Origin of the sequence: Brevibacterium sp. LS14, assembly GCF_012027885.1 — a bacterium.
Classification (GTDB): Bacteria; Actinomycetota; Actinomycetes; order Actinomycetales; family Brevibacteriaceae; genus Brevibacterium; species Brevibacterium casei.
The window spans coordinates 125392-146091 of record NZ_SJXG01000051.1; the positions used below are offsets into that span (position 1 = coordinate 125392).

Annotated in this window: 18 protein-coding genes; 8 read left to right on the forward strand and 10 right to left on the reverse strand. The window is 69.5% G+C overall.

All coding sequences use genetic code 11. The features are described from left to right. Positions 1 to 179 precede the first annotated feature (179 nt). The gene (locus EZE58_RS11180) at positions 180 to 773 is read left to right on the forward strand and encodes a hypothetical protein (RefSeq protein WP_009381019.1); all 594 of its coding nucleotides are present in this window, start codon (positions 180 to 182) and stop codon (positions 771 to 773) included. Between the two features lie 64 nt (positions 774 to 837). Here EZE58_RS11180 and EZE58_RS11185 read toward each other — a convergent pair whose 3' ends face one another. Next, a complete protein-coding gene (locus EZE58_RS11185; RefSeq protein ID WP_131247884.1) occupies positions 838 to 2379 on the reverse strand; it encodes a PQQ-binding-like beta-propeller repeat protein in 1542 nt (513 codons plus the stop codon). Between the two features lie 147 nt (positions 2380 to 2526). Between EZE58_RS11185 and EZE58_RS11190 the strand changes: the two genes are divergently transcribed. Then, positions 2527 to 3162: a DJ-1/PfpI family protein gene (locus tag EZE58_RS11190; RefSeq protein WP_009381026.1), complete on the forward strand. Its 636-nt coding sequence runs from the start codon at positions 2527 to 2529 to the stop codon at positions 3160 to 3162. 124 nt (positions 3163 to 3286) lie between these two features. Here EZE58_RS11190 and EZE58_RS11195 read toward each other — a convergent pair whose 3' ends face one another. The 8 genes from EZE58_RS11195 to EZE58_RS11230 form a co-directional block, all read right to left on the reverse strand. Continuing rightward, entirely contained in the window at positions 3287 to 3907 is a 621-nt protein-coding gene (locus EZE58_RS11195; protein WP_009381027.1) for a response regulator transcription factor, read from the reverse strand. Further along, entirely contained in the window at positions 3904 to 5097 is a 1194-nt protein-coding gene (locus EZE58_RS11200; protein ID WP_231882288.1) for a sensor histidine kinase, read from the reverse strand. The genes EZE58_RS11195 and EZE58_RS11200 overlap by 4 nt, the downstream gene beginning before the upstream one ends. A gap of 128 nt (positions 5098 to 5225) precedes the next feature. After that, positions 5226 to 7535 carry an MMPL family transporter gene (locus EZE58_RS11205; protein ID WP_063251020.1) on the reverse strand — a complete coding sequence of 770 codons (2310 nt, stop codon included), beginning with the start codon at positions 7533 to 7535 and terminating at the stop codon, positions 5226 to 5228. 160 nt (positions 7536 to 7695) lie between these two features. Next, on the reverse strand, positions 7696 to 8262 hold the full coding sequence (locus EZE58_RS11210) for an isochorismatase family protein (RefSeq protein WP_009381031.1): 567 nt from the start codon (positions 8260 to 8262) through the stop codon (positions 7696 to 7698). 162 nt (positions 8263 to 8424) lie between these two features. Continuing rightward, complete coding sequence (locus tag EZE58_RS11215) at positions 8425 to 9060, reverse strand: GrpB family protein (protein WP_009381032.1); 636 nt, start codon at positions 9058 to 9060, stop codon at positions 8425 to 8427. Further along, on the reverse strand, positions 9057 to 9926 hold the full coding sequence (locus EZE58_RS11220; protein WP_009381033.1) for a siderophore-interacting protein: 870 nt from the start codon (positions 9924 to 9926) through the stop codon (positions 9057 to 9059). The genes EZE58_RS11215 and EZE58_RS11220 overlap by 4 nt, the downstream gene beginning before the upstream one ends. A gap of 173 nt (positions 9927 to 10099) precedes the next feature. Further along, positions 10100 to 10606, reverse strand: coding sequence for a DoxX family protein (locus tag EZE58_RS11225; RefSeq protein WP_009381036.1), 507 nt, complete (start codon positions 10604 to 10606; stop codon positions 10100 to 10102). A gap of 152 nt (positions 10607 to 10758) precedes the next feature. Then, entirely contained in the window at positions 10759 to 11886 is a 1128-nt protein-coding gene (locus tag EZE58_RS11230) for a CPBP family intramembrane glutamic endopeptidase (protein WP_009381037.1), read from the reverse strand. Positions 11887 to 12071: 185 nt separating this feature from the next. On the opposite strand from EZE58_RS11230, the gene EZE58_RS11235 reads away from it, so the two are divergent. The 3 genes from EZE58_RS11235 to EZE58_RS11245 all read left to right on the forward strand — a co-directional run bounded on the left by EZE58_RS11235 (position 12072) and on the right by EZE58_RS11245 (position 16445). Beyond that, positions 12072 to 13601, forward strand: a complete 1530-nt coding sequence (locus EZE58_RS11235; RefSeq protein ID WP_167560571.1) for an amino acid permease — start codon at positions 12072 to 12074, stop codon at positions 13599 to 13601. A gap of 259 nt (positions 13602 to 13860) precedes the next feature. Next, a complete protein-coding gene (gene argG, locus EZE58_RS11240) occupies positions 13861 to 15282 on the forward strand; it encodes an argininosuccinate synthase (RefSeq protein ID WP_009381039.1) in 1422 nt (473 codons plus the stop codon). Between the two features lie 359 nt (positions 15283 to 15641). Beyond that, positions 15642 to 16445 carry a DNA alkylation repair protein gene (locus EZE58_RS11245; protein ID WP_236586961.1) on the forward strand — a complete coding sequence of 268 codons (804 nt, stop codon included), beginning with the start codon at positions 15642 to 15644 and terminating at the stop codon, positions 16443 to 16445. A gap of 193 nt (positions 16446 to 16638) precedes the next feature. Here EZE58_RS11245 and EZE58_RS11250 read toward each other — a convergent pair whose 3' ends face one another. Then, positions 16639 to 17334, reverse strand: a complete 696-nt coding sequence (locus EZE58_RS11250) for an alpha/beta hydrolase (RefSeq protein WP_009381043.1) — start codon at positions 17332 to 17334, stop codon at positions 16639 to 16641. 255 nt (positions 17335 to 17589) lie between these two features. Between EZE58_RS11250 and EZE58_RS11255 the strand changes: the two genes are divergently transcribed. Genes EZE58_RS11255 through EZE58_RS11265 form a run of 3 tightly spaced genes read left to right on the forward strand, consistent with a single transcriptional unit; the run spans position 17590 to position 20571 of the window. Beyond that, positions 17590 to 18774: a Gfo/Idh/MocA family oxidoreductase gene (locus EZE58_RS11255; protein ID WP_009381044.1), complete on the forward strand. Its 1185-nt coding sequence runs from the start codon at positions 17590 to 17592 to the stop codon at positions 18772 to 18774. Beyond that, a complete protein-coding gene (locus tag EZE58_RS11260) occupies positions 18771 to 19763 on the forward strand; it encodes a sugar phosphate isomerase/epimerase (RefSeq protein WP_009381045.1) in 993 nt (330 codons plus the stop codon). Before EZE58_RS11255 ends, EZE58_RS11260 begins: the two co-directional genes overlap by 4 nt. 40 nt (positions 19764 to 19803) lie before the next feature. Continuing rightward, positions 19804 to 20571: a GntR family transcriptional regulator gene (locus tag EZE58_RS11265; protein ID WP_009381048.1), complete on the forward strand. Its 768-nt coding sequence runs from the start codon at positions 19804 to 19806 to the stop codon at positions 20569 to 20571. Positions 20572 to 20700: the final 129 nt, after the last annotated feature.

Below are 20700 nucleotides of genomic sequence, written 5' to 3' on the forward strand. Positions count from 1 at the left end.
TCAGGGTACAAGCCGGATCGGGCTGCGGACCGTTCGCCGCGGAACGGTGACGCGAATGTGATCGGGTCGCCGTCCACCCCGTCAGGCTCTGCCGGCCGCCCCGGAAGGTCGGCTAGTCTCGTGGGCACAGGGTCCCGTGGCACGGGGACCCCTCCACCCGATGCGAGGAGTGACACACGATGCCCGTGATCCAGATCGACCCCGACCGCTCGGCCGACTGCCTCACGATCGGCTGGCGACTGCCGGCCGGCGCCGACGCTGTGTGGGCGCATCTGCAGGACGTCGACGCTCTCAGCGAGTGGCTCGGGCGACCGCTGACCTTCGACAGCCGCCTCGGCGGTGAGATCATCGTCGACCATGCCGACAGCTACCTGTGCCGGTCGGAGGTCCTTGCGATCGACGGCCACTCCGCAGAGATGACGTGGTCGTTCCCGGACGAGCCGACGAGCCGGATCTCCGTGGCGGTCGCCGCCGGCGATCTCAGCGGAGAGGGCGTGGAGGGCCCGTCGGCCGACGGCACGTCCGCCTCCGGACCGTCAGCCGACGGCACGTCCACCTCCGGGCGGTCAGCCGACGGCGGCGACGAAGAGCCTGCGAGCGTGCTCACTCTGCGTCACCTGGGCCTCGGCGACCTCATCGACTCCTACGCGACGGGCTGGCTCACCCACCTGAGCTTCTTCGAAGCGTCGCTGGCGGGCACGCCGCTGCCGTGGGAGCAGTTCTGGCCGCTGTGCGAGACCTTCGATCGGCTCCTCGACCGCACGGGTCGCTGAGCGGCTCAGGCGCTGACGGTCAGGCCAGCTGATCGACGAACCCACACGAGCGAACGGCGCCTGGTCACCGGTCGATGACGACCCACATCGTCGTCGAGTCCTCGTCGGAGACGAGCACGAACCGCCGGCTCGAGGACAGAGATGCGAACTCGGAAGTCTGCTTCTCAGAGACCTCTCTGCCCGTCGCCGCTTCATAGAAGCGCGTCGTCCCGGCGTCGGTGACGACGACGAGACCGAGGTCGGGCAGCACTCCCTGACCGCCCCACGGCATGCCGAACTGGGCGTCGTCCTCCGCGGTGGGAGCAGAGACGGTCCTCACGTCGCCTGCCGACCAGACGGTCCTTCCCGTCCGTGCATCGAGCGCGTCGACCGACTTCTGCAGCCCGGGCACGATGACGAGGGGGCCGTCGGGCCCGTCGACGGGGGCGGTCTGCGGGGCGCCGGGGAACCCGAGGGAGTCGAGGCCCGCCTCAGGGGCATCCGCCGTCCATGCCTTCAGTCCACCGGTGGAGCCCTGGTACTTGATCGCCGAGGCGTAGAGCTGGGGCTGGAGGCACGTCGGCTCTCCCTGCGGGGTGAACGCGGGTTCGACTGCGCACACGGGCTCGACGATGTCCTCCATCGTCGCCTCGGTCTGCGCGCCGGCGCCCTGCGTGCCCGAGCCCTGAGTGTCGGCGACCGCCATGACCGGATCCGTCGACTGCGGAGGGGCGGCGGGCAGGTCGAGGACGGCGGTGCGCGTCACCGCGGCCGAGAGCGGATCGTCGGGGTCCTCGGCTCCGTAGACGTAGAGGGCGGACGCCGGGTCCGTGGTGGGTCTGACGTCGTAGTAGTCGACACCCGTGTCGTCGACGGTGCGCGCGGTCTCGAGCGAGATCGTCGAATGCTCCCCCGTCTTCAGGTCGATCCGGCTGAGCGCGGATGTCCCATCATCGTCCCAGGACAGGTATCCCGTCGACCGGTCGGGTGAGATGTTGACCGCTGTGCCGCCGAACGTCCGGGCTTCCTCGCCCAACGACAGCGCAGGCCAGGCTTCCTTCCCCGTGCGGGGATCGAGGGCGACGACCATGAGGTTGCCCTCCGGCGACGTCGGCTCACACCCCGAGTCCTCCATCCCGAGGTAGGCGAGGAGGATGAGGTCGCCCTCGCCGAGGTTGGGGCTCACTCCCGTGGTCTGCGACCCGAATCCCGTGGCCGGGTGGCAGCTGCCCTCATCGCCGGGCACCGTGAACGACCACTGCTCACTGCCGTCCGACCACGCGTAGGCCGTCGTCGTGCCCGAGTAATCATGGATGATGACGTTCTCACCGGCCAAGTATGCCTCCGCCCCGCCGCGCTCGTCGTCGATGAGGGTGTCCCTGCTCCACAGTTCGCTGCCGGTCGCGTCGATGACGCGCACCTTCTGGGCATTCCAGTCGGTGATGAGCGCACGGCCGACACCGTCGTCGACGACGACGGAGGACAGGGAGTCGAGCTCGATCGGGTCGCTGAGGGTGGGGACGGTGGTGGGAGTCGGTGTCTGCTCAGTGGACGGAGCAGTGGCACTGCAGCCGGTCGCCGCCAGCAACGTCGCAGCCGTGACGGCGAAAACGGCGCGCAGGTTCATCGGGGAATCCTCACATTCATGAGCTGATCGTAGTCCACGTGTAGTCACGTTGTCGGGCAATGGTCGAGCGCCAGCTGTCGGCGGTGTGGATCCCGCCCGGTCCCGCACCGATGATCTCGTGTCACCACCGGGCTCTACGATGAGCCCATGAGTCCGTCACCGCGCACCGTGGGCATCGTCCTCTTCGAGGGCTTCGAACTCCTCGACGTCTTCGGTCCCGTCGAACTGCTCAGCGTCGTCCCCGACGGCTTCGCCATCACCTACCTCGCGGCGAGCCCGGGACCGGTCCGGAGCAGTCAGGGCGCCGAGGTGGTCGCCACCGACTCCCTGTCCGACTCCCTGGCATCGGGGTCGGTTCCCGACATCGTTCTCGTGCCCGGCGGAGGCGGAACGCGAGGACTCGTCGACGACCACGACTTGCTCGACCTCATCGCCGCGTGGGCGTCGCGGGCCTCCGTTGTCACCTCGGTGTGCACCGGTTCGGCGGTGCTCGCAGCGGCCGGGCTGCTCGAGGGGTACCGGGCGACGTCGAACAAGCGGGCCTTCGCTTGGGCGTCGGCGCAGGGGACGGACGTCGAATGGGTGCCGCACGCCCGCTGGGTCGAGGACCGGGACCGGTGGACGTCGTCGGGCGTGGCGGCGGGCATGGACATGACTGCCGCGCTCATCGCCCGCCTGGTCGGTGAAGAGGCGGCGACCACTGCTGCCCGCACCGTCGAACTCGAGGTCCACAGCGATCCGGACTGGGATCCCTTCGCCGAGCACTACGGGCTCGGGATGTAGGCCATGGGGCGCGGCGGCATGACAGACCGTAGTTGGGACGAGGTGCGTGCCACCTGCGGGCGCAGCTTCGGCCGGGATGCCGCCACGGGCCGAACGCCCGATCAACCTGCCCCCACGGACTGCCTCACACGAGACCGAGGTCCTCCGCGACCCGGATCGCCCGCGCTCGCGAATCGACGCCGAGCTTGGCGAAGACGTTGACAAGGTGACTCTTGACGGTCGCTTCGGTGACGAAGAGCTCCTGCGCGATCTGCGCATTCGAGGCCCCGGTGGCGAGCAGGGCGACGACCTCACGTTCCCGGCGGGTGAGCTGCGGACCGGGATTGCGCATCTGCGCGATCGCCTTCGCGCTGATCTCCGGCGGAAGGTAGGTCTCGCCCCGGGCCGCGCGCTCGATCGCCACGGAGATTTCGGTCGGTTCGATGTCCTTGAGGAGGTAGCCCGCCGCGCCGGCGCTCAAGGCTGCGACGATCTCCGCATCATGGTCGAAGGTCGTGAGGATGAGCACCGCGGGTGGTGTCGGCATGTTCCGCAGAGCCGTAGTCGTCGCGATCCCGTCCATGCCCTCACCCAGACGCAGGTCGCACACGACGACGTCAGGGCTCAACCGCTCGGAGAGGGTGAGCGCCTCTTCCCCACTGCCGGCTTCTCCGACGACCTCGATGTGCTCGGGAACGTCGATGACCGCGCGAAGCCCGGCCCTGACCACAGGGTGGTCGTCGACGAGGATGACCCTGATCGTCATCTGCGCCCTCCTCGCGGAAGCGTCGCCGAGATCGCGAAGCCCGCTCCCGGGGCGGTCTCGATGTCGAGCTCGCCCCCGAGTTCACGCATCCGCGAGGCGATGAAGTCGAGTCCGAACCCCGAGTCGGTCTTCCGCGTCCGAGTCTGTGGGTCGGCCAAGCCGACGCCGTCGTCGACGATGTCCATTCTGATCGAATCGCCGAGGTCGCTCAGGCTCACGCGCACGCGTGTGGCCTGCGCATGCTGACGGACGTTGGCGAGCGCCGACTGCGCGGTCCGCAGGAGGGCGACCTCCGCCTCGGCGGGCAGGGCCGGCCAAGTCTCATCGACGGTGAGGTCCGCCAGGATCGTCGTATCGGACTCGAGCCTGCTGAGCAGGCGGCCGATGGCCGCGGGCAGGGCGGCATCCTCGAGTTCGGCCGGGGCGAGTGCGGCGATGATCCGACGGACATCGCGCGACCCCTGGGCGGCGAGATCCTCGACCTGTCGCAGCACCTGCGCGGCATGGGCGTCTGTCGTGCGATCCGCCTCGGCGTGGGAGATGAGGCGGATCGAGGAGATCTCCTGGGCCACGGTGTCGTGGATGTCCCGAGACACCCGGGTCCGCTCCTCGATCTCTCCCGCATGACGCTGGGTGAGGGCGAGTTCGTCCTGGACGTCGAGGAGGCTGCGGTGGGCGGCCTCCAGCGACTGGAGCAGCTCCTCGCGTCGGCGTCCCTCCCGGAGGAGTTCGATGTATCCGCGGGAGAGCCCGAGGGCGAAGACCGCGCCGATGAGGGAGCCGATGACCGCGGGAGTGCTCACGCTTCCGTGGTGGATGAGCGGTGCCGCGACGGTCGCGAGGTAGGTCACGGCGGTGAAGACGACGGCGATGGGCAGGGAGAAGAGGTGACCGGCGAGCAGCCAGAGGAGGAACGCGACCCAGATGAATTCGGCGGAGACGACGAGCATGAGCAGCCAGATCGCGGCGAGGACGAGCAGCCACCATCGGGCGAGGTCGACCGAGCCGCTGCGGGCGGCCCGCACCGCGCCGAACCCGTACCAGGCGAGGAGGACGAGACTGACCGCAACCACTGCGAGAACCGGGGCTCCCGCAGTGATCGCCCGGAGGCTCGAGATCACGGTGAGGACGACAGCGATCGCGTGCTGACCGATCTCCATCGTCCGCGCCGTCCACCTGTGTGGGCCCACTGCTCCTCCTTCTCCCCCACCGTCAGGATAGTCGTCGGGGCGGCCCGCCGCGGCGGCCGAACCTGCATCCGCAGGCGTCCGCGCGTCTTCTGCTGCGGCCGCGGACCGCCCCGGTTGGGTCCCGACTGTCACCGGGCGTACCCAATCGGACCGCCGGTGCGGGCGGAACCTTCCTCGACTGCGACGTCGGCCCCGACCGCGAGGCCGACGTTCGCGCGCGATACCAGCTGGGCGGTGGTGCTGTCCTCGCCGCGGGTTCCCGTCCCCGCATCCGGCGCGAACTCGGTGATCGCCCGGTCCGGCCACCAGATCCGGGGACCGGCGAGCGCGATGATCGCGGGCACGATGACGGTGCGGACGAGGACCGTGTCGACGAGGACGCCGACGCCGACGATGAGCCCGAGTTGGCCGAGCACCATGAGCGGGAGCATACCGAGGGCGGCGAAGACCCCGGCGAGGACGATGCCCGCGCTCGTGATCACCCCGCCGGTGTGGGCGAGGGCTTCGATGATGCCCTGCCTCGACCCGTGGAGCGCCGACTCCTTCTTCGCCCGGTGGGAGAGGAAGATCGAATAGTCGATGCCGAGGGCGACGAGGAAGAGGAACGCGAGGATCGGCACCTGCGCGTCGATCGCCGCCTGCCCGAAGAAGACCCTGCTCAGCGCCGACCCGAGGCCGATCGCCGCCGCCGTCGAGGCGACGTTGACGACGAGGAGGGTGAGGGCGACCAGCGGTGCCCGGAGGATAGCGAGGAGGACGAGGAAGCTGATGGCGAGGATGAGCGGAGCGATCGTCGCGAGGTCCCGGGCGTTGCCGTCACGGGCGTCGAGCTCGGTCGCCGCGGCCCCTCCGACCTCGGCGTGCGCGCCGTCGACCGCGTGGACCTGAGAGCGGATCGTCTCGACGAGGGCGAGTCCCTCCGGGCTGTCGGGTTCGTACTCGCCGGTGACCATGATCTTCGCGATCCGGTATCCCTCGACCGTCGCCTCGTCGACGGTCCCGGCACGGACGACCCCGTCGATGCCCGAGACCGCGTCGACGACCTCGTCGGCCTCGCCCGCGTCGGCGACGATCCAGATCGGCTGGGATTCCCCGGGCGGGAAGTGCTCGCCGAGGACGTCGAGTCCCTGGGCGGACTCCGACTGCACCCTGAACTTCTCCGACTGGTCGAGACCGACGGTCGTGCCGATGAAGCCGGCTGCCATGACCGCGAGGAGGGCGATGCCGACACCGAGGTGGATCCCCGGGCGGGCGACCACCCGGGTGGCGATGGCCCGCCAGAACGTCGGCGTGGTCGCACCCTGGGCCGAGCCTCGGGAAGCGGCGGCACCGCGGTCGGCAGCGGCACCGCGGTCGGCAGCGGCACCGTCGGCCGCCTCGGCGGGGTCGGCATCGTCGGCGGGACGCGGGACGAAGGGCCAGAACACGCGCCTGCCGCAGATCGCGAGGACGGGCGGGAGGGCGAGGAGGACCGCGCAGGCGGCGATGACGAGGCCGGCGGCAGCGGTGATGCCGAGTCCGCGGGTGCCGGGGATGACAGCGAGGACGAGGCTGAGCAGTGCGAGGACGACGGTGAGGTTCGAGGCGAGGATCGTCGTCGCCGTGTGCCGCCATGCCGTGGCGAGTGCGAACCGATGATCCGGGTGCCGGGTGAGCTCCTCGCGGTAGCGAGAGATGAGGAGGAGGGCGTAGTTCGCGCCGGCCCCGAAGACGAGCACGCTGATGATGCCGGCGTCGAACTGCAGATCGAGACCGTCGCCGATCGCCCCGGTCACGCGCCCGGCGAGTCCGTCGGCGGTGCCGATGACGATGAGCGGCAGCAGCCAGAGGATGGGCGAGCGGTAGGTGACGATGAGGAGGAGCGCGACGATGGCGATCGTGACGATGAGCAGGGTGAAGTCCGCGCCGTCGAAGGCTGAGGCGATGTCCGCGCCGATCGCCGGCCCACCGGTGACGAGCAGCTCCAGTCCCGTGTCCTCGAGCGCCTGCGCACCGGGATCCGCGGCGATCGTCCTCCGCAGCTCGCCGACCGTCTCGGCCGTCTCCGTGTTCGTCTGCCCGACGGTGATCGGCACCATGAGCAGGGCCGCCTCACCGTCGTCGCTGACGATCGGACCGCCGACCGCTTCACCGTCCTCGCCGAGGCGGGACCCCAGCTCGCCGAGCGCGTCCCGGTCCGCGGCGCTGAGCGTCGCGCCGCCGGGGCGGGAGGCGACGACCATGACCGACTGCTCGTTCGCGCCGGGGAACTGATCGAGGACCGCCTCGGCGCGCGCGGATTCCGAGTCCGGCGGGGCGGACTGCGTGGGACGGTCCTCACCGGCTCCGGAGAGGAGGCCGAAGAGGACGGTGACGAGGAGGACGAGGGCGGCGAGGACGAGCCAGGCGCCGCGTTTCGACACGAGGACCGTGCCGGTGCGAGTGAGCAGATTCTTCATGCCTCCAGCTCATCAGGGCAGGGGCACCGGGCACATCGCCTGTCGGTTGAGACTTCGTCTGCAACTTTCGATGGGGATATTCGCCGGGGAGACGAGGTGCTTCAGCCTGCTGAGAAGCGTCCGAGGCGATGCCGGCCGCGGGGCGCCGACCGAGCCGAGGTCAGTCGATGACGGCGCCGGCGGACTTCATCTCGGTGAGCGCCTGAGCACTCGAATCGGCGCCGACGCCGGCGATGAGGTCGGTGAGGACGCGCACGCGAAGGCCCTCGCTGAGACCGTCGAGGACGGTTGCGCGCACGCAGTGGTCGGTGGCGATGCCGACGACGTCCACCTCGGCGACGTCGAGCCTCTGCAGGAGATCGCCGAGGCGGTCCCCCGTCTCCGTCGCCCCTTCGAACGCGGAGTAGGCGGGCACCCCCTGACCCTTGCGCACCATGTGGGTGATCGGGCTCGTCGTCAGCAGCGGGTCGAAGGCCGCACCGTCGGTGTCGGCGACGCAGTGGACCGGCCACGAGTCGACGAAGTCGGGGTCCGCCGCGAAGTGCCCGCCATTGTCGTTCTCCCCGTCATGCCAGTCGGCGGACGCGATGATCGCGTCGTAGTCCCCGGCATACTCGCCGAGGTAGTCGGAGATCCTGGTCGCGACGGCATCGCCGCCGGTCACCGCGAGCGCTCCGCCCTCGGTGAAGTCGTTCTGGACGTCCACGATGAGAAGTGCCTTCGCCATCCAACGAGCATAGTCGCTCCGGACCGACGATGGCAGGGGTCGTGGTCGGCAGCGTCGAAGGGGCGGGTCAGTGCCGGCAACCCCGGCGGGGCGGGTCAGGGTCGGGGAACTCCTCGGCGCTCCGAGCTGCGGCGCGGCCACCCCGATCGGGACAGGGCAGCCTCAGATCCACCCGGCGGCGGCGAAGGCTCGCCGATAGATCTCGTGGATGACGGCCTGTTTGCGCGCGTTGTAGCCCATCGTCGTCTCCCCCGCGGCGTTCGCTTCGTCCGCGGCGCGCAGCTTCGCCTCGACGTAGCGTTCCCGATCCTCCGGGTTCGCCGTCAGCCACTCACGGAAGACGCGGTGCCGGGCGACTTCCGGGCAGTGGGGGCCGAAGACGTGGAGATTGCTCAGGGGCAGTTGCTGGATGCCATCGGGGTCCTGGTGCCGGAAGGCCCGGTGCTCATACCAGCCGGGTTCGCGGATGACGAGGTCGTAGCCCGCCTCGGCGAGCGCCGGCCGGTAGGCGTCCTCGTCACGGGGGTCGGCGACGACGAGGTCGATGTCGATGACGGGTTTCGCGACCAGACCCGGCACCGAGGTCGACCCGATGTGCTGGAGCGCGAGGACGCCCTTCCCGAGCGCACCTCTGATCGCGACGGCCAGCGCCTCGTACTGGGCGGCCCATGCCGGGTCGTGGTCGACGACGGCGATCTCGGCCCGGGGGCTGGGCTTGACCCACAGGTCGGGGTCGTCGATGTCGTTGAAGACGACGATGTCAGCGGGGTCGACGTTGGTCGGATCGGCGGCTGTCATTCCGTCGACTCACCGGCCGGGACGTGAGCTGACCGTCTGTCTGACCAGTAGGCCTGGGAGAAGTGCCGCCGCCGGTCGAGCGGCAGCTCGCGGCGCAGGCCGTGGCGGACCGCAGAGACGAGCCCCCGCTCCCCCGCGACCCAGACGTAGAGACCTGCGGGGCCGAGTCCGAGGTCGCGCACATGGTCGATGAGCGCCTGACCGCGGGATCCGGTGCTGCGCACCCACGTCCAGGTCGCGTTCGCCCGCTGCCGCTGCGGGATGCCGTCCGTGTCACCGTCGTCCTCGATGATCGCCGTGGCCTCGACCTCATCGGGAATCCATGACAGCCACGAGTTCACCGCCGGCACGGTGCTGAGATCGCCGAGGAGGATGAGGCGCTTCGTATCCCGCGGCAGATCGAGGCGGTCCGGGGTGACGCAGGCGTTGATCACCGTTCCCGGCTGCGCTGCCTGCGCCCACCGCGTCGCCGGGCCGAAGGCGGCCTCGCCCGCAGTGCGGTGGTGCGGGAGTACGAGGTCGAGGGCGAACGACCCGGATCGGATGTCGACGTCGACGAACGTGTAGTCGCGGCGGCTGACACGGCCGGATCCGCGTGCGGGCCCCGGGTGGTCGGTGGTCGCAGCGTCGCCGTTACCTGCCTTCGCGGACCCATCGCCGGCCTTGGCGTCGGCACCGGCCGGAGACTCGGGAACCCACAGTCGCACCCACGCCGTGGGATAGACGTCGGTGAGATCGTGCAGGAGGTCGTCACCGGTGAAGTGGATGCGCCGGTAGCGATCGCTGAAGTCCTCGACTCGGGTGACGACGACCTCACGGTCGGTGCGGTGCCTCAGGCGCCTGATGCCGCGCGGCCAGGTGACCATGGTCAGCTCCTGTCGGCTCGGTTCGATCCGGTACAGACAAGGCTACTCCGCCCACCCTGTGCCGCGGGAGGCTTCGGGGGCTGATCACGGACGTTCGTCCGCCTCGGCGAGGTGACGCCTCGGCGAGGGGCGGGACCCGCGATCACGGCGGTATCGGGACGCCCCCGGCCCGATCAGCTGCGCTGGGCCTCGCGGACAGCGTCCTTGCCTTCGCGGAAGCCCCGCTTCTCCGCCTTCCGAGCCGCCTTGTCCGCGGCCTTCGCAATGGCGTGGCGCGTGTCCTCGGTGCCGACGATGACGAGGAGTCCGCCGAGGGCGGCGAGGTTCTTCGCGAACTGCATCTTCTGTGCCGAGGCCTCCGGCTCCTCGTCCTCCCAGAACGCGTGGCCGGCGAGAGTCGTCGGGATGAGCGAACCGGCGAGGGCGAGCGCAGAGAGTCGCGGCTTGATGCCGAGCAGCAGGGTGGTTCCCGCGGCGAGCTGGATGCCGCCGTTGATCCGGACGAGGAGTTCGTCATCGTCGGGGAGCACCGGCACGTACTCCCGGATCTTCTCCAGCGTCGGCGCGGCCATCTGCACGCGCCCGCCGGGCTTGGTCAGCGCGCCGTAGCCGCCGATGATGAAGATCGGTGCGGTCGCCATGCGTCCCACGGTGCGCAGCAGCGATGATCCCAGTGCCATGAGCGTCTCCTTCGTCGGGTGGTTCGAGGTGTCCGCCGAGGTGGTGCCGACCGCCTCGGCGACGAGGTCGTTCGGGGCTTGAGCCTATAGGAAGGAATGACTGAGCTCAATGCTCTGGTGGGGAAATCTCGTAGGCGCGCCGACCTGCGGATTCATTCCTCGGCGGGTGCCGAGTTACGACGAGGCGGCTTGACGTCGACCTCCGGCTGCCGCCGGAACTGCCCGGTGAGGACGAGGACGAGGACGACGACGGCGGAAACGAGCCACCCGGAGACGCCGAGGACGGTGACGAGAGCCATGTCCGGAGTCGGGGAGTCGGCGCTGAGGACGAGAGCGAGCAGCATCCCCGACGAGGCGTTGAGAGCGGCGTGGGCGAAGACGGCCGGCCACAGGGACCCGGTGCGCAGGCGCAGCCACCCGAAGAGGACGCTCAGGGCTATGCAGCCGCCGACCATGAAGGCGAGGCCCGTGAGGTCGGGACGGCCGAAGTTGTAGCCGAGGAGGATGAGCGGCGCGTGCCACAGCCCCCACACGAGACCGATGAGGAGCAGCGCCGGCCATGTGCCGAGCGGCCGCAGCGAGGTGAGCAGCCATCCGCGCCAGCCGACCTCCTCTCCGAAGGCGAAGAGCGCGGTCGCCCCGGTGTTGACGACGACGATGACGAGGTAGACGGCCACCGCTGCGCCCAGCGGGAGCTCCTCGAGTCCCGGCAGCGCCTGCTGCTGCGCGGAGAACCCCGAGAGTCCGACGAGGTCGAGTCGCATCCAGCCGAACGCGCCGGCGAGGAGATAGGTCGCAAGGACGAGGAGGTAGGTGGCGAGTACCGCCAGGCCGGTCCCTCCGAGCACCCGTCCGACCGGATAGAGGGGCCAGAGGCCGAGGCGGCGGGGAATGCTCGCGAGCGGTTCGCGGGCCCGCCTTCGTTGGACGATGAGCGCTGCGATGGTGCCGAGCAGCGGAGTGAACATGAGCGCTTGGCCGGTGAGCTGGACGAACGTGAGGTCGCTCAGTCCCTTGCCCGAGAGCCACAGCGGCAGGCAGACGAGCCAGCCGAGACCGACGGTGACGACGAGGAACACGCCGACCTCGACCCATGGGACGCGGGTGGGCACGATCGGGGGCGCAGACTCCGCGGACAGGCGCGAGCCAGGGGCCGCCTCGGCGGGGGTGCCGGTCGGGGCAGCGGACTCCGCGGACAGGCGCGCGCCGGGCACCGCCTCGGCGGGGGTGGAATCCGCCGTGGGGACGGGACGCTCAGCGGCAGGGTCGGGGGCGCTCATCGGATCCTCCTCGCATCGTGACGTCTCGCTGATCTCTGCCTCCAATGTACGGCGGAGCGTCGGCGACGTCCTCCCCCGCGCGGATGACCGAGGCCTCCGACGCGCAGGCGAAGCCGCGCCCCTGGTCAGCTCCCCGGTCGGCTACGATGAGCGGGTCCCACAGTGATTCGCGCAAAGGTGCCGAAATGACAGAACAGTCCCCGCAGACCCCTCGCCCGCCACAGTCCCCACGGTCGGGAGCCCACCTCTCCGACGGGGATCACCTCTCCGTCCTCGGCTACAGCGACTCCTTCGAGCGGTCGATGAGCGTGTGGGCGAACTTCGCGCTCGGATTCACCTACCTCTCCCCGCTCGTCGGCGTCTACTCACTGCTCGCGGTCGCCCTCGCGGCCGGCGGCCCACCGTCGATCTGGTGGATCGTCATCGTCGCCGCAGGTCAGATGCTCGTCGCCCTCGTCTTCGGCGAGGTCGTCTCCCAGTTCCCCATCGCCGGCGGGATCTACCCGTGGGCGCGGCGGCTGTGGGGCAAGCGGTACGCGTGGATGGCAGCATGGGTCTACATCTGCGCGATGATCGTCACCATCACCTCGGTGGCGGAGTTCGGGGCGGGCTTCGTCGCGAGCCTCTTCGACTTCGAACTCACCCGCAACGTCACCCTCGTCCTCGCGCTCGCACTCCTCGTCCTCGCGCTGGCGATCAACTTCAGCGGCACGAAGTGGCTGGCCAGGATCGCGCGCATCGGCCTCTTCGCCGAGCTCATCGGCGTCATCGGGCTCGGCCTCTTCCTCCTCATCTTCGAGCGCAAGCACCCGTTCTCCGTGTTCTTCGATGCGATGGGTGTGGCCGGAGACGGCAGCTACCTCGCCGCGTTCATGGGTGCTGCCGTGGCCGGGCTCTTCCTCTTCTACGGGTTCGAGGCCTGCGGCGACGTCGCCGAGGAGGTCTCCAACCCCGCCCGCGGCATTCCCAAAGCGATGATCATGACGATCGTCGTCGGTGCGGTCTCCGCCCTCTTCTCCTTCGGCGGGTACGTCCTCGCGGCCCCCAACCTCGACGAGATCGTTGCAGGTGAGGTCGTCGACCCGATCCCCTCGATCCTCGAAGGCAGCCTCGGACCGGTCGGTGCGAAGCTCTTCCTCCTCATCGCGATCCTCGCGTTCATCTCGTGCGTGCTCAGCCTCCAGGCCGCCGCCTCGCGCCCGATCTTCAGCTTCGCCCGCGACGGGATGATGCCCGGCCACCGGTGGCTGTCCCGAGTCGCCGAGGGCACGAAGGTCCCCCGCAACGCGCTCATCGTCGCGTGCACCGCGCCCGCGCTCATCTGCGTGCTCATCTGGTTCAACGACGGCATCCTCGTCGCGGTCACCTCGTTCGCGATCCTCGGCATCTACCTGAGCTTCCAGATGGTCGTCCTCGCCTCCCTGCGCCAGCGCGTCAAGGGGTGGAAGCCGGCGGGTCCGTGGTCGCTGGGAGCGTGGGGAATCGTCGTCAACGTCCTCGCGCTCGCGTACGGGATCTTCGCGATGATCCTGCTCGCCCGACCCGGCGAGTCCGGGGCGTTCTTCGCCGACTACGTCGTCCTCATCGGACTCGTCGTCGTCCTCGCCGTCGGCTTCCTCTACCTCTTCATCGCGCGCCCCGACCGGAAGTCGGATGCGCCGGAAGGTGATGCCATTGCCGTCGCCGAGGCGATCCGCGCCCACCGTCGCGACTGACGTTCCAGCCGGGCGGGGTGGCGGCGCGGGGGTCGCGGCGGCGCAACCGCTCGGTTCTGATCCACACGGTACGGATCGATCCATGCCATGCGGATCGAAACCGAGCGGTTGTGCCGCCGTCGCAGGACCGGCCGGACACGGCACGGCGGACCACCTCGGCGAACCACCCAGGCGGACCACCTCGCCGCCTCCACATAAAAATTCATTCCCCTGCATAACAATTCGACACAGACGCCCCGGGACGGCTACAGTGAGGGGCATGTCGAAAGTTCTCTCCTCCCTGCCCATCGGTGAGCACGTCGGGATCGCCTTCTCCGGCGGTCTCGACACGTCCTGCGCGGTCGCGTGGATGCGTCACAAGGGCGCGATTCCGTGCACGTACACCGCGGACATCGGCCAGTACGACGAACCCGACCTCGAGGGCGTGACCGCTCGGGCCAAGGAGTACGGCGCCGAGATCGCGCGCTTCGTCGACGCCAAGCGCCTCCTCGTCGAAGAGGGCTTCGTCGCCCTCCAGTGCGGGGCGTTCAACGTCCGTTCGGGCGGGAAGACCTACTTCAACACGACCCCGCTGGGCCGGGCGGTGACAGGCACGATGCTCGTGCGCGCGATGAAGGAGGACGGCGTCGACATCTGGGGCGACGGATCGACCTACAAGGGCAACGACATCGAGCGCTTCTACCGCTACGGGCTCATGGCCAACCCGAAGCTGCGGATCTACAAGCCGTGGCTCGACTCGGCGTTCGTCGAGGAGCTCGGCGGTCGACAGGAGATGAGCGAATGGCTTGTCGCCCACGGCTACCCGTACCGCGATTCCGCGGAGAAGGCGTATTCCACGGATGCGAACATCTGGGGTGCGACGCATGAGGCGAAGAGCCTCGAGTTCCTCGACGCCGGTCTCGACATCGTCGAACCGATCATGGGCGTGCCCGCGTGGCGCGACGACGTCGAGGTCGAGACCGAGGAGGTCACCGTCCGCTTCGAGGCCGGCCGCCCGGTCGCGATCAACGGCGAGGTCTTCGACGATCCGGTGGCACTCGTCTACAAGGCCAACGAGATCGGCGGCCGGCACGGGCTCGGCGTCTCCGACCAGATCGAGAACCGGATCATCGAGGCGAAGTCCCGCGGCATCTACGAGGCCCCGGGCATGGCTCTGCTCCACATCACGTACGAGCGCCTCCTCAACGCCATCCACAACGAGGACACGATCGCCCTCTACCACGAAGAGGGACGCCGGCTGGGGCGGCGGATGTACGAGGGACGGTGGCTCGACCCGCAGTCGCTCATGCTCCGCGAATCCATGCAGCGGTGGGTCGCCTCGGCGATCACGGGCGAGGTGACGCTGCGCCTGCGCCGCGGTGACGACTACACGATCGTCAACACCGAGGGCCCCAACCTCTCCTACCACCCGGAGAAGCTGTCGATGGAGCGCGTCGGCGACGCCGCCTTCGGCCCGGAGGATCGGATCGGCCAGATGACGATGCGCAACCTCGACATCGCCGACTCCCGTGCCCGCCTCGAGCAGTATGCGGCGATGGGCATCGTCTCGGGCCCGACCTCGGAGCTCGTCGGATCGCTCGAGGCCGGTGGCGCCGAGGAGATCGCGAGCACCGACGTCGACGTCGACGCCGCGACCGACCGGTCGGGCCTCTCGGCCGCGTTCGACACCGGCACCGACTGAGGGCGCCGGCACAGAATCTGCGGTCCGCCGACCGTGGGCACGGACTGCGCCTGTGGTGGGAGGACCGTCGGCGTCGCCTGGCACCGGTGTTGCTGCCGGACGACGCTCACACGGAGGACCCCCTCGAATGGGTATCGGATTTCGAGGCGGGTCCTCCGCTTGTCTGCTTATCTGCGCCGATCGGCTTGTCCGCTTATCCGCGCTGATCGGTCGGGTGCGTGTGCTCCCCTCCCGTGATGGCACCGGCTATTCGTTCGCCCGCTCCGTGATCGCGCCCGCGAGGAGGATCGGGTTCGAAATCTCCGTGTTTGTCGAACCCGATCCTCCTCGCGGACGCTGTCCTCATGCAGACTGAAGCCATGACCACGGAAGGTGTGACCGATTCCCGAACCCTCGCCGAGGTGATCGACGCCGAACTCCGTGCCCGCGCGGATCCCACTCGCGCCGAGAAGGAGAAGGCGTACCTCAAGAGCGCGCTCACGCACTACGGGGTGAGCGTTCCCGACACCCGCGCCGTGGTCACGGACGCGATGCGGTCGGCCGAGTTCGACCACGATGCGGTCGTCGGTCTGGCCACGGAGCTGTGGTCCGGACCGGTCGGCGAACGCCCGTCGGCGGCTGTGCGGCAACTGCGCTCGGTCCCGATCTACGAACGGCGATCGGCGGCGGTCATGGTGCTCGTTCGGGGGAAGGGCCACCTCAGCGGCGCGGATGCCGATCTCATTGAAGCCTTCATCCGGGAGGCCGGAACCTGGGCCCTAGTCGATCCTCTCGCCGGCGATCTCGCCGGTCCTCTCGCCGATGCGAGCGGCGAGTTCGATCAAGTGCTCGAGAGATGGGCGGTCGATGAGGACTTCTGGGTGCGGCGGGCGGCTCTGTTGGCCCACCTGCGGCCACTGCGCGTCGGGGCCGGTGACTTCGAGCGCTTCTCGCGCTTCGCCGACGCGATGCTCGAGGAGCGTGAGTTCTTCATTCGCAAGGCGATCGGCTGGGTCCTGCGCGACACCGCGAAGAAGCGGCCTGACCTCATCTTCGAGTGGCTGCTGCCGCGGGCGCACCGCGCCTCAGGTGTGACGGTCCGGGAGGCGCTCAGACCGCTGTCGCCCGATCATCAGACCGCGATCCGCTCGGCACACCAGAGTGGACGCTCGTCGCACGCTTAGCAGCACCCCGCACCTTCGACGACACATCGCCCCGACAGCACAGCCCCGGAGGCTGATCTGGTTCGAAACGCGACGCGATATCGAACCGGATCCGCCTCCGGGGCGCTGGGTTAGCGGGCGCTGGGCAGACGGGCGCCGGGCAGGCGGCCGCGCGTGGACGGCCGCCCGGCCGCCGCACCGAGCGGCGAGCGCGTCAGGCGGTGACGGCGGCCGCAGCCTCGTCGATGAGGTCGGCGACGGCCTTCGGCTGCGAGGCGAGCGAGGCATGGCTCGCGTCGAGCTCGATCGTCTTCTGCGGCTGCATCCGCTCGGCCATCCGACGCTCGTTGTCGGGCGCGATCATCCGGTCCTGCGTCGAGACCTGATACCAGGTCGGCTTCGCCTTCCACGCCGGGTCAGTGACTGCGTCTTCGAAGGTGGAGCCGAGCGGGGCCTTCTGCGTGACGGCCATGACGAGGGCCTGCTCGTCACCGAGGTCCTGGCAGAAGCTCTCGTGGAACTTGTCCTGCTTGACCCAGAGGTAGCCGTCGGAGTCGGGCTCGAGGTTGGGTGCCGCCTCGGGAGGCATCTCCTGCGTGATCCCGCCCGGGCTCTCACCGGCATCGGGCGCGAAGGCGGCGATGTAGACGAGGCCGAGTACATTGGGCTGATCGCCCATCTCCGTGATGACGGCTCCACCGTACGAGTGGCCCACGAGGACGACCGGGCCATCGATCTGGGCGACCATCTTGCGGGTGCGTTCGGCGTCGTCGGCGAGAGAGGTGAGAGGATTCTCCACCGCATGCAGGTCGGTGTAACCGCGCTTGTTGAGCTCGACGATGACGTCGGCCCAGTGGGCTGCACCTCCCCAGAATCCGTGGACCAGGACAACACTCGGCTTATCTGACATCGGTACTCCTCGGTTTCACGGAAGCTTCCTTCGGAACCTTCCTTGGTTCAACGGGGGTGCAGGGCGGGTGCCCATCGTGAGAATACAACGGCGCTTGCACCTCCCACCGGGGAATTCCCTGTGAACGGGGTGACCTATCGCGTCTCAATGCCGAGGGGATTCATGTCGTGACAAATTATTCCGTGAATCCTCTTTTGACATGACAAATATCTCGCTAGGGTGGTGTGTGCCCACCCAGTCTTCGAAGGAGAAGTCATGACCGAACGACTCGGCGTCGCCGTCATCGGAGCCGGCATGGCCGGTCGCGCCCATGCCGCCGCCTGGCGGGCCGCCCCGACCGTCGGCACCGGAACTCTGCCGACCATCGACCTCGTCTCGATCTGCGATGTCGTGCCGGACGCCGCTCGAACCACGGCCGAGCGCTTCGGCTACTCCCGCTTCGACACCGATTGGCAGGACATCGCCGCCGCCGATGACATCGACATCGTCAGCGTCGTCGTCGCCAACTCGCTCCACAGGCCGATCGTCGAGGCGCTCCTCGCCGCCGGCAAGCACGTGCTGTGCGAGAAGCCGCTCACCGATACGATCCCCGAGGCGGACGCCATGATCGCCGCCGCCGAGAACGCGGATACGATCGCCCGTCTCGGCTTCACCTTCCGCCGCACCCCGGGTCTCGCGGCGATCGCCGACCTCGTCGCGAACGGCACTCTCGGGCCCGTCCAGCACGTGGACGCTCACTACTGGACCGACTACGCGTGCTCGCCGACCGCGCCGATGAGCTGGCGGTACCAGGGAGGTGCCGGCACCGGGGCACTCGCCGACGTCGGCAGCCACCTCACCGACTCCGTCGAGTTCATCGCCGGTCCGATCACCGCGGTTTCGGGAGGGCGGTTCCACACCTCGATCACCGAACGCCCGCTTCCCCTCGGCCATGTCACCGGTCATGACCATGTCGAAGTCAGCGACGAGTACGAGCCCGTGACCAACGACGACTACGCAGGCTTCGGCGTCGAGTTCGGCACCGGCTCGGGCACCCTCCAGGTCTCGCGCATCGCCGCCGGGCACCCGAACACCTTCGCCATCGAGGTCTTCTGCGAGAACGGATCCGCCGGCTTCGACTTCCGCCGCCCCGGCGAGATCACCCTCGGCCACACGACCGGCGATCCCACCCGCGACGGACTGACGACCGTGCAGCTCGGACCCGCCCACCCCTACTTCGCCACCGGCGTGCCGATGGCCGCCCCAGGCGTGGGCATCGGTCAGAACGACGGCTTCACCTTCCAGGCCCGTGCCTTCCTCGACGAGGTCGTCGGTCGACCCGAATCCGAGTCCTACCCGCGGTGCGCGACCTTCGCCGACGGCCTCCACGCCCTGGCCGTGCGCGACGCCGTCATCGCCTCGGCCGCGAACGGCGGGGTCGCCGAGGAGGTCACCCGATGAGGCTCGGCGTCTACACGGCCATCCTCCACGACCGCGGGCTGCCCGAGGCGCTCAACGCGATCCGCGATCTCGGCCTCGATGCGGCCGAGATCAACGTCGGCGGCTTCCTCCCTCCCGTGCACATGCCGACGATCGACGACATCCTCACCTCCGATGCCGCCCGCGACGACTACCTCGCGACCTTCGCCGAGGCGGGGGTCGCCCTGGCGGGCCTCAACGCCAACGGCAATCCGCTCGACCCGAACCCGGAGATCGGCCCGCCCACGCTCGCCGACATCGAACGCGCCATCGACGTCGCCGCTCGCCTCGGTCAGACCCGGGTGGTGACGATGTCGGGACTGCCCGGCGCCCGCGCGGAGGCCGCGACCCCGACGTGGATCGTCAACCCGTGGGAGTCCTCGCACCTCGATACGCTCGAGGACCAGTGGGCCCGGGCCGTGCCCGTGTGGCGCGAACTCGACCGCCGGGCCGCCGACCGCGGCGTGATGATCGCGATCGAGATGCACCCGCACAACCTCGTCTTCAACCCCGCCACCCTCGAGCGCCTCATCGACGCCACCGGGGGTGAGAACATCGGCGCGGAGATGGACCCCTCCCACCTCTTCTGGCAAGGGATCGATCCGATCGCCGCGATCGACCACCTCGGCGATCGGGTCGTCCACGCCGCAGCCAAGGACGTGCGGATCAATCCGGCGGCGGCCGTCCACGGCGTCCTCGACGACCGGCACACGCGCTTCACCGGGGACCGGATCACGCGGATCCGCGGGGGCGCGGCGATCAACCGATGGCCGGAGGGCTCGGCCTGGGACTTCGTCGCGCTCGGACGCGGACACGACCAGGACTTCTGGGATCGGTTCGTCGCGGCCCTCGCCGCCGTCGACCCCGACATGGCCGTCCACATCGAACACGAGGACGAGGCGCTGGGGCGGATCGAAGGACTCGAAACCGCCGCCGAGGTGCTGCTCACCGCCCGCGATCACGCCGGGTAAGCTCGAGGGCAGACCGAGACCGGAACGAAGCAGGGACCCCATGGCACGCGCACCCGAGACCGAGCTGAGCGAGGAGTTCTTCGGCACCCTCGACCGCTCCGCCGGGGCCGCGCCGCTCTACGTCCAGATCGCCCGCCGCCTCGAGGCCGCGATCACCGCCGGAGACATCGCCGCGGGCACCCGTCTGGAGAATGAGGTCTCGATGGCCGAGCGGCTCGGTCTCTCCCGACCGACGATCCGGCAGGCGATCCAGGACCTCGTCGACAAGGGGCTGCTCGTGCGTCGGCGCGGGGTCGGAACGCAGGTCCTCCAACGCCCCGTCGCCCGGGCCGTCGATCTCACGAGCCTCCACGAGGACCTGCAGAAGTCGGGCAACGCACCGGCGACGACCGTGCTCAGCCACCGCGTCGAGGCGGCGGACGCGGAATTCGCCGAGCGCCTCGGTGTGGCGGTGGGGTCCCCGACCCTCCACCTGCGCCGACTCCGGCTCATCGGCTCGACGCCGCTCGCGATCCTCCACAACGTCCTGCCCGAGCCGTTCGCCGATATCACCGCCGCCGAGCTCGTCACCGCCGGTCTCTATGAAACCCTGCGCGAGCGCGGGGTCGTCTTCTCCGTCGCCCATCAGACGATCGGCGCCCGCGCTGCCGCCGACGACGAGGCCGACCTCCTCGACATCACCCCAGGCGCCCCGCTGCTGACGATGCACCGGACCGCGCTCGACCATTCGGGCCAGATCATCGAATGGGGCGACCACTGCTACCGACCCGACCTCTACTCGTTCGAGACGACGCTCGTCTCGCGCTGAGCGGCGGGGGCGCTGAGGGGGCTGGCACTCTCGTGGTCGTCGAGGAGTGCAGCAACCGCGCGGTGTGGATCCGCACGCGGTGGTTCGATCCGTACCAGGGGGATCGAAACCGAGCGGCTGCCTCACGAC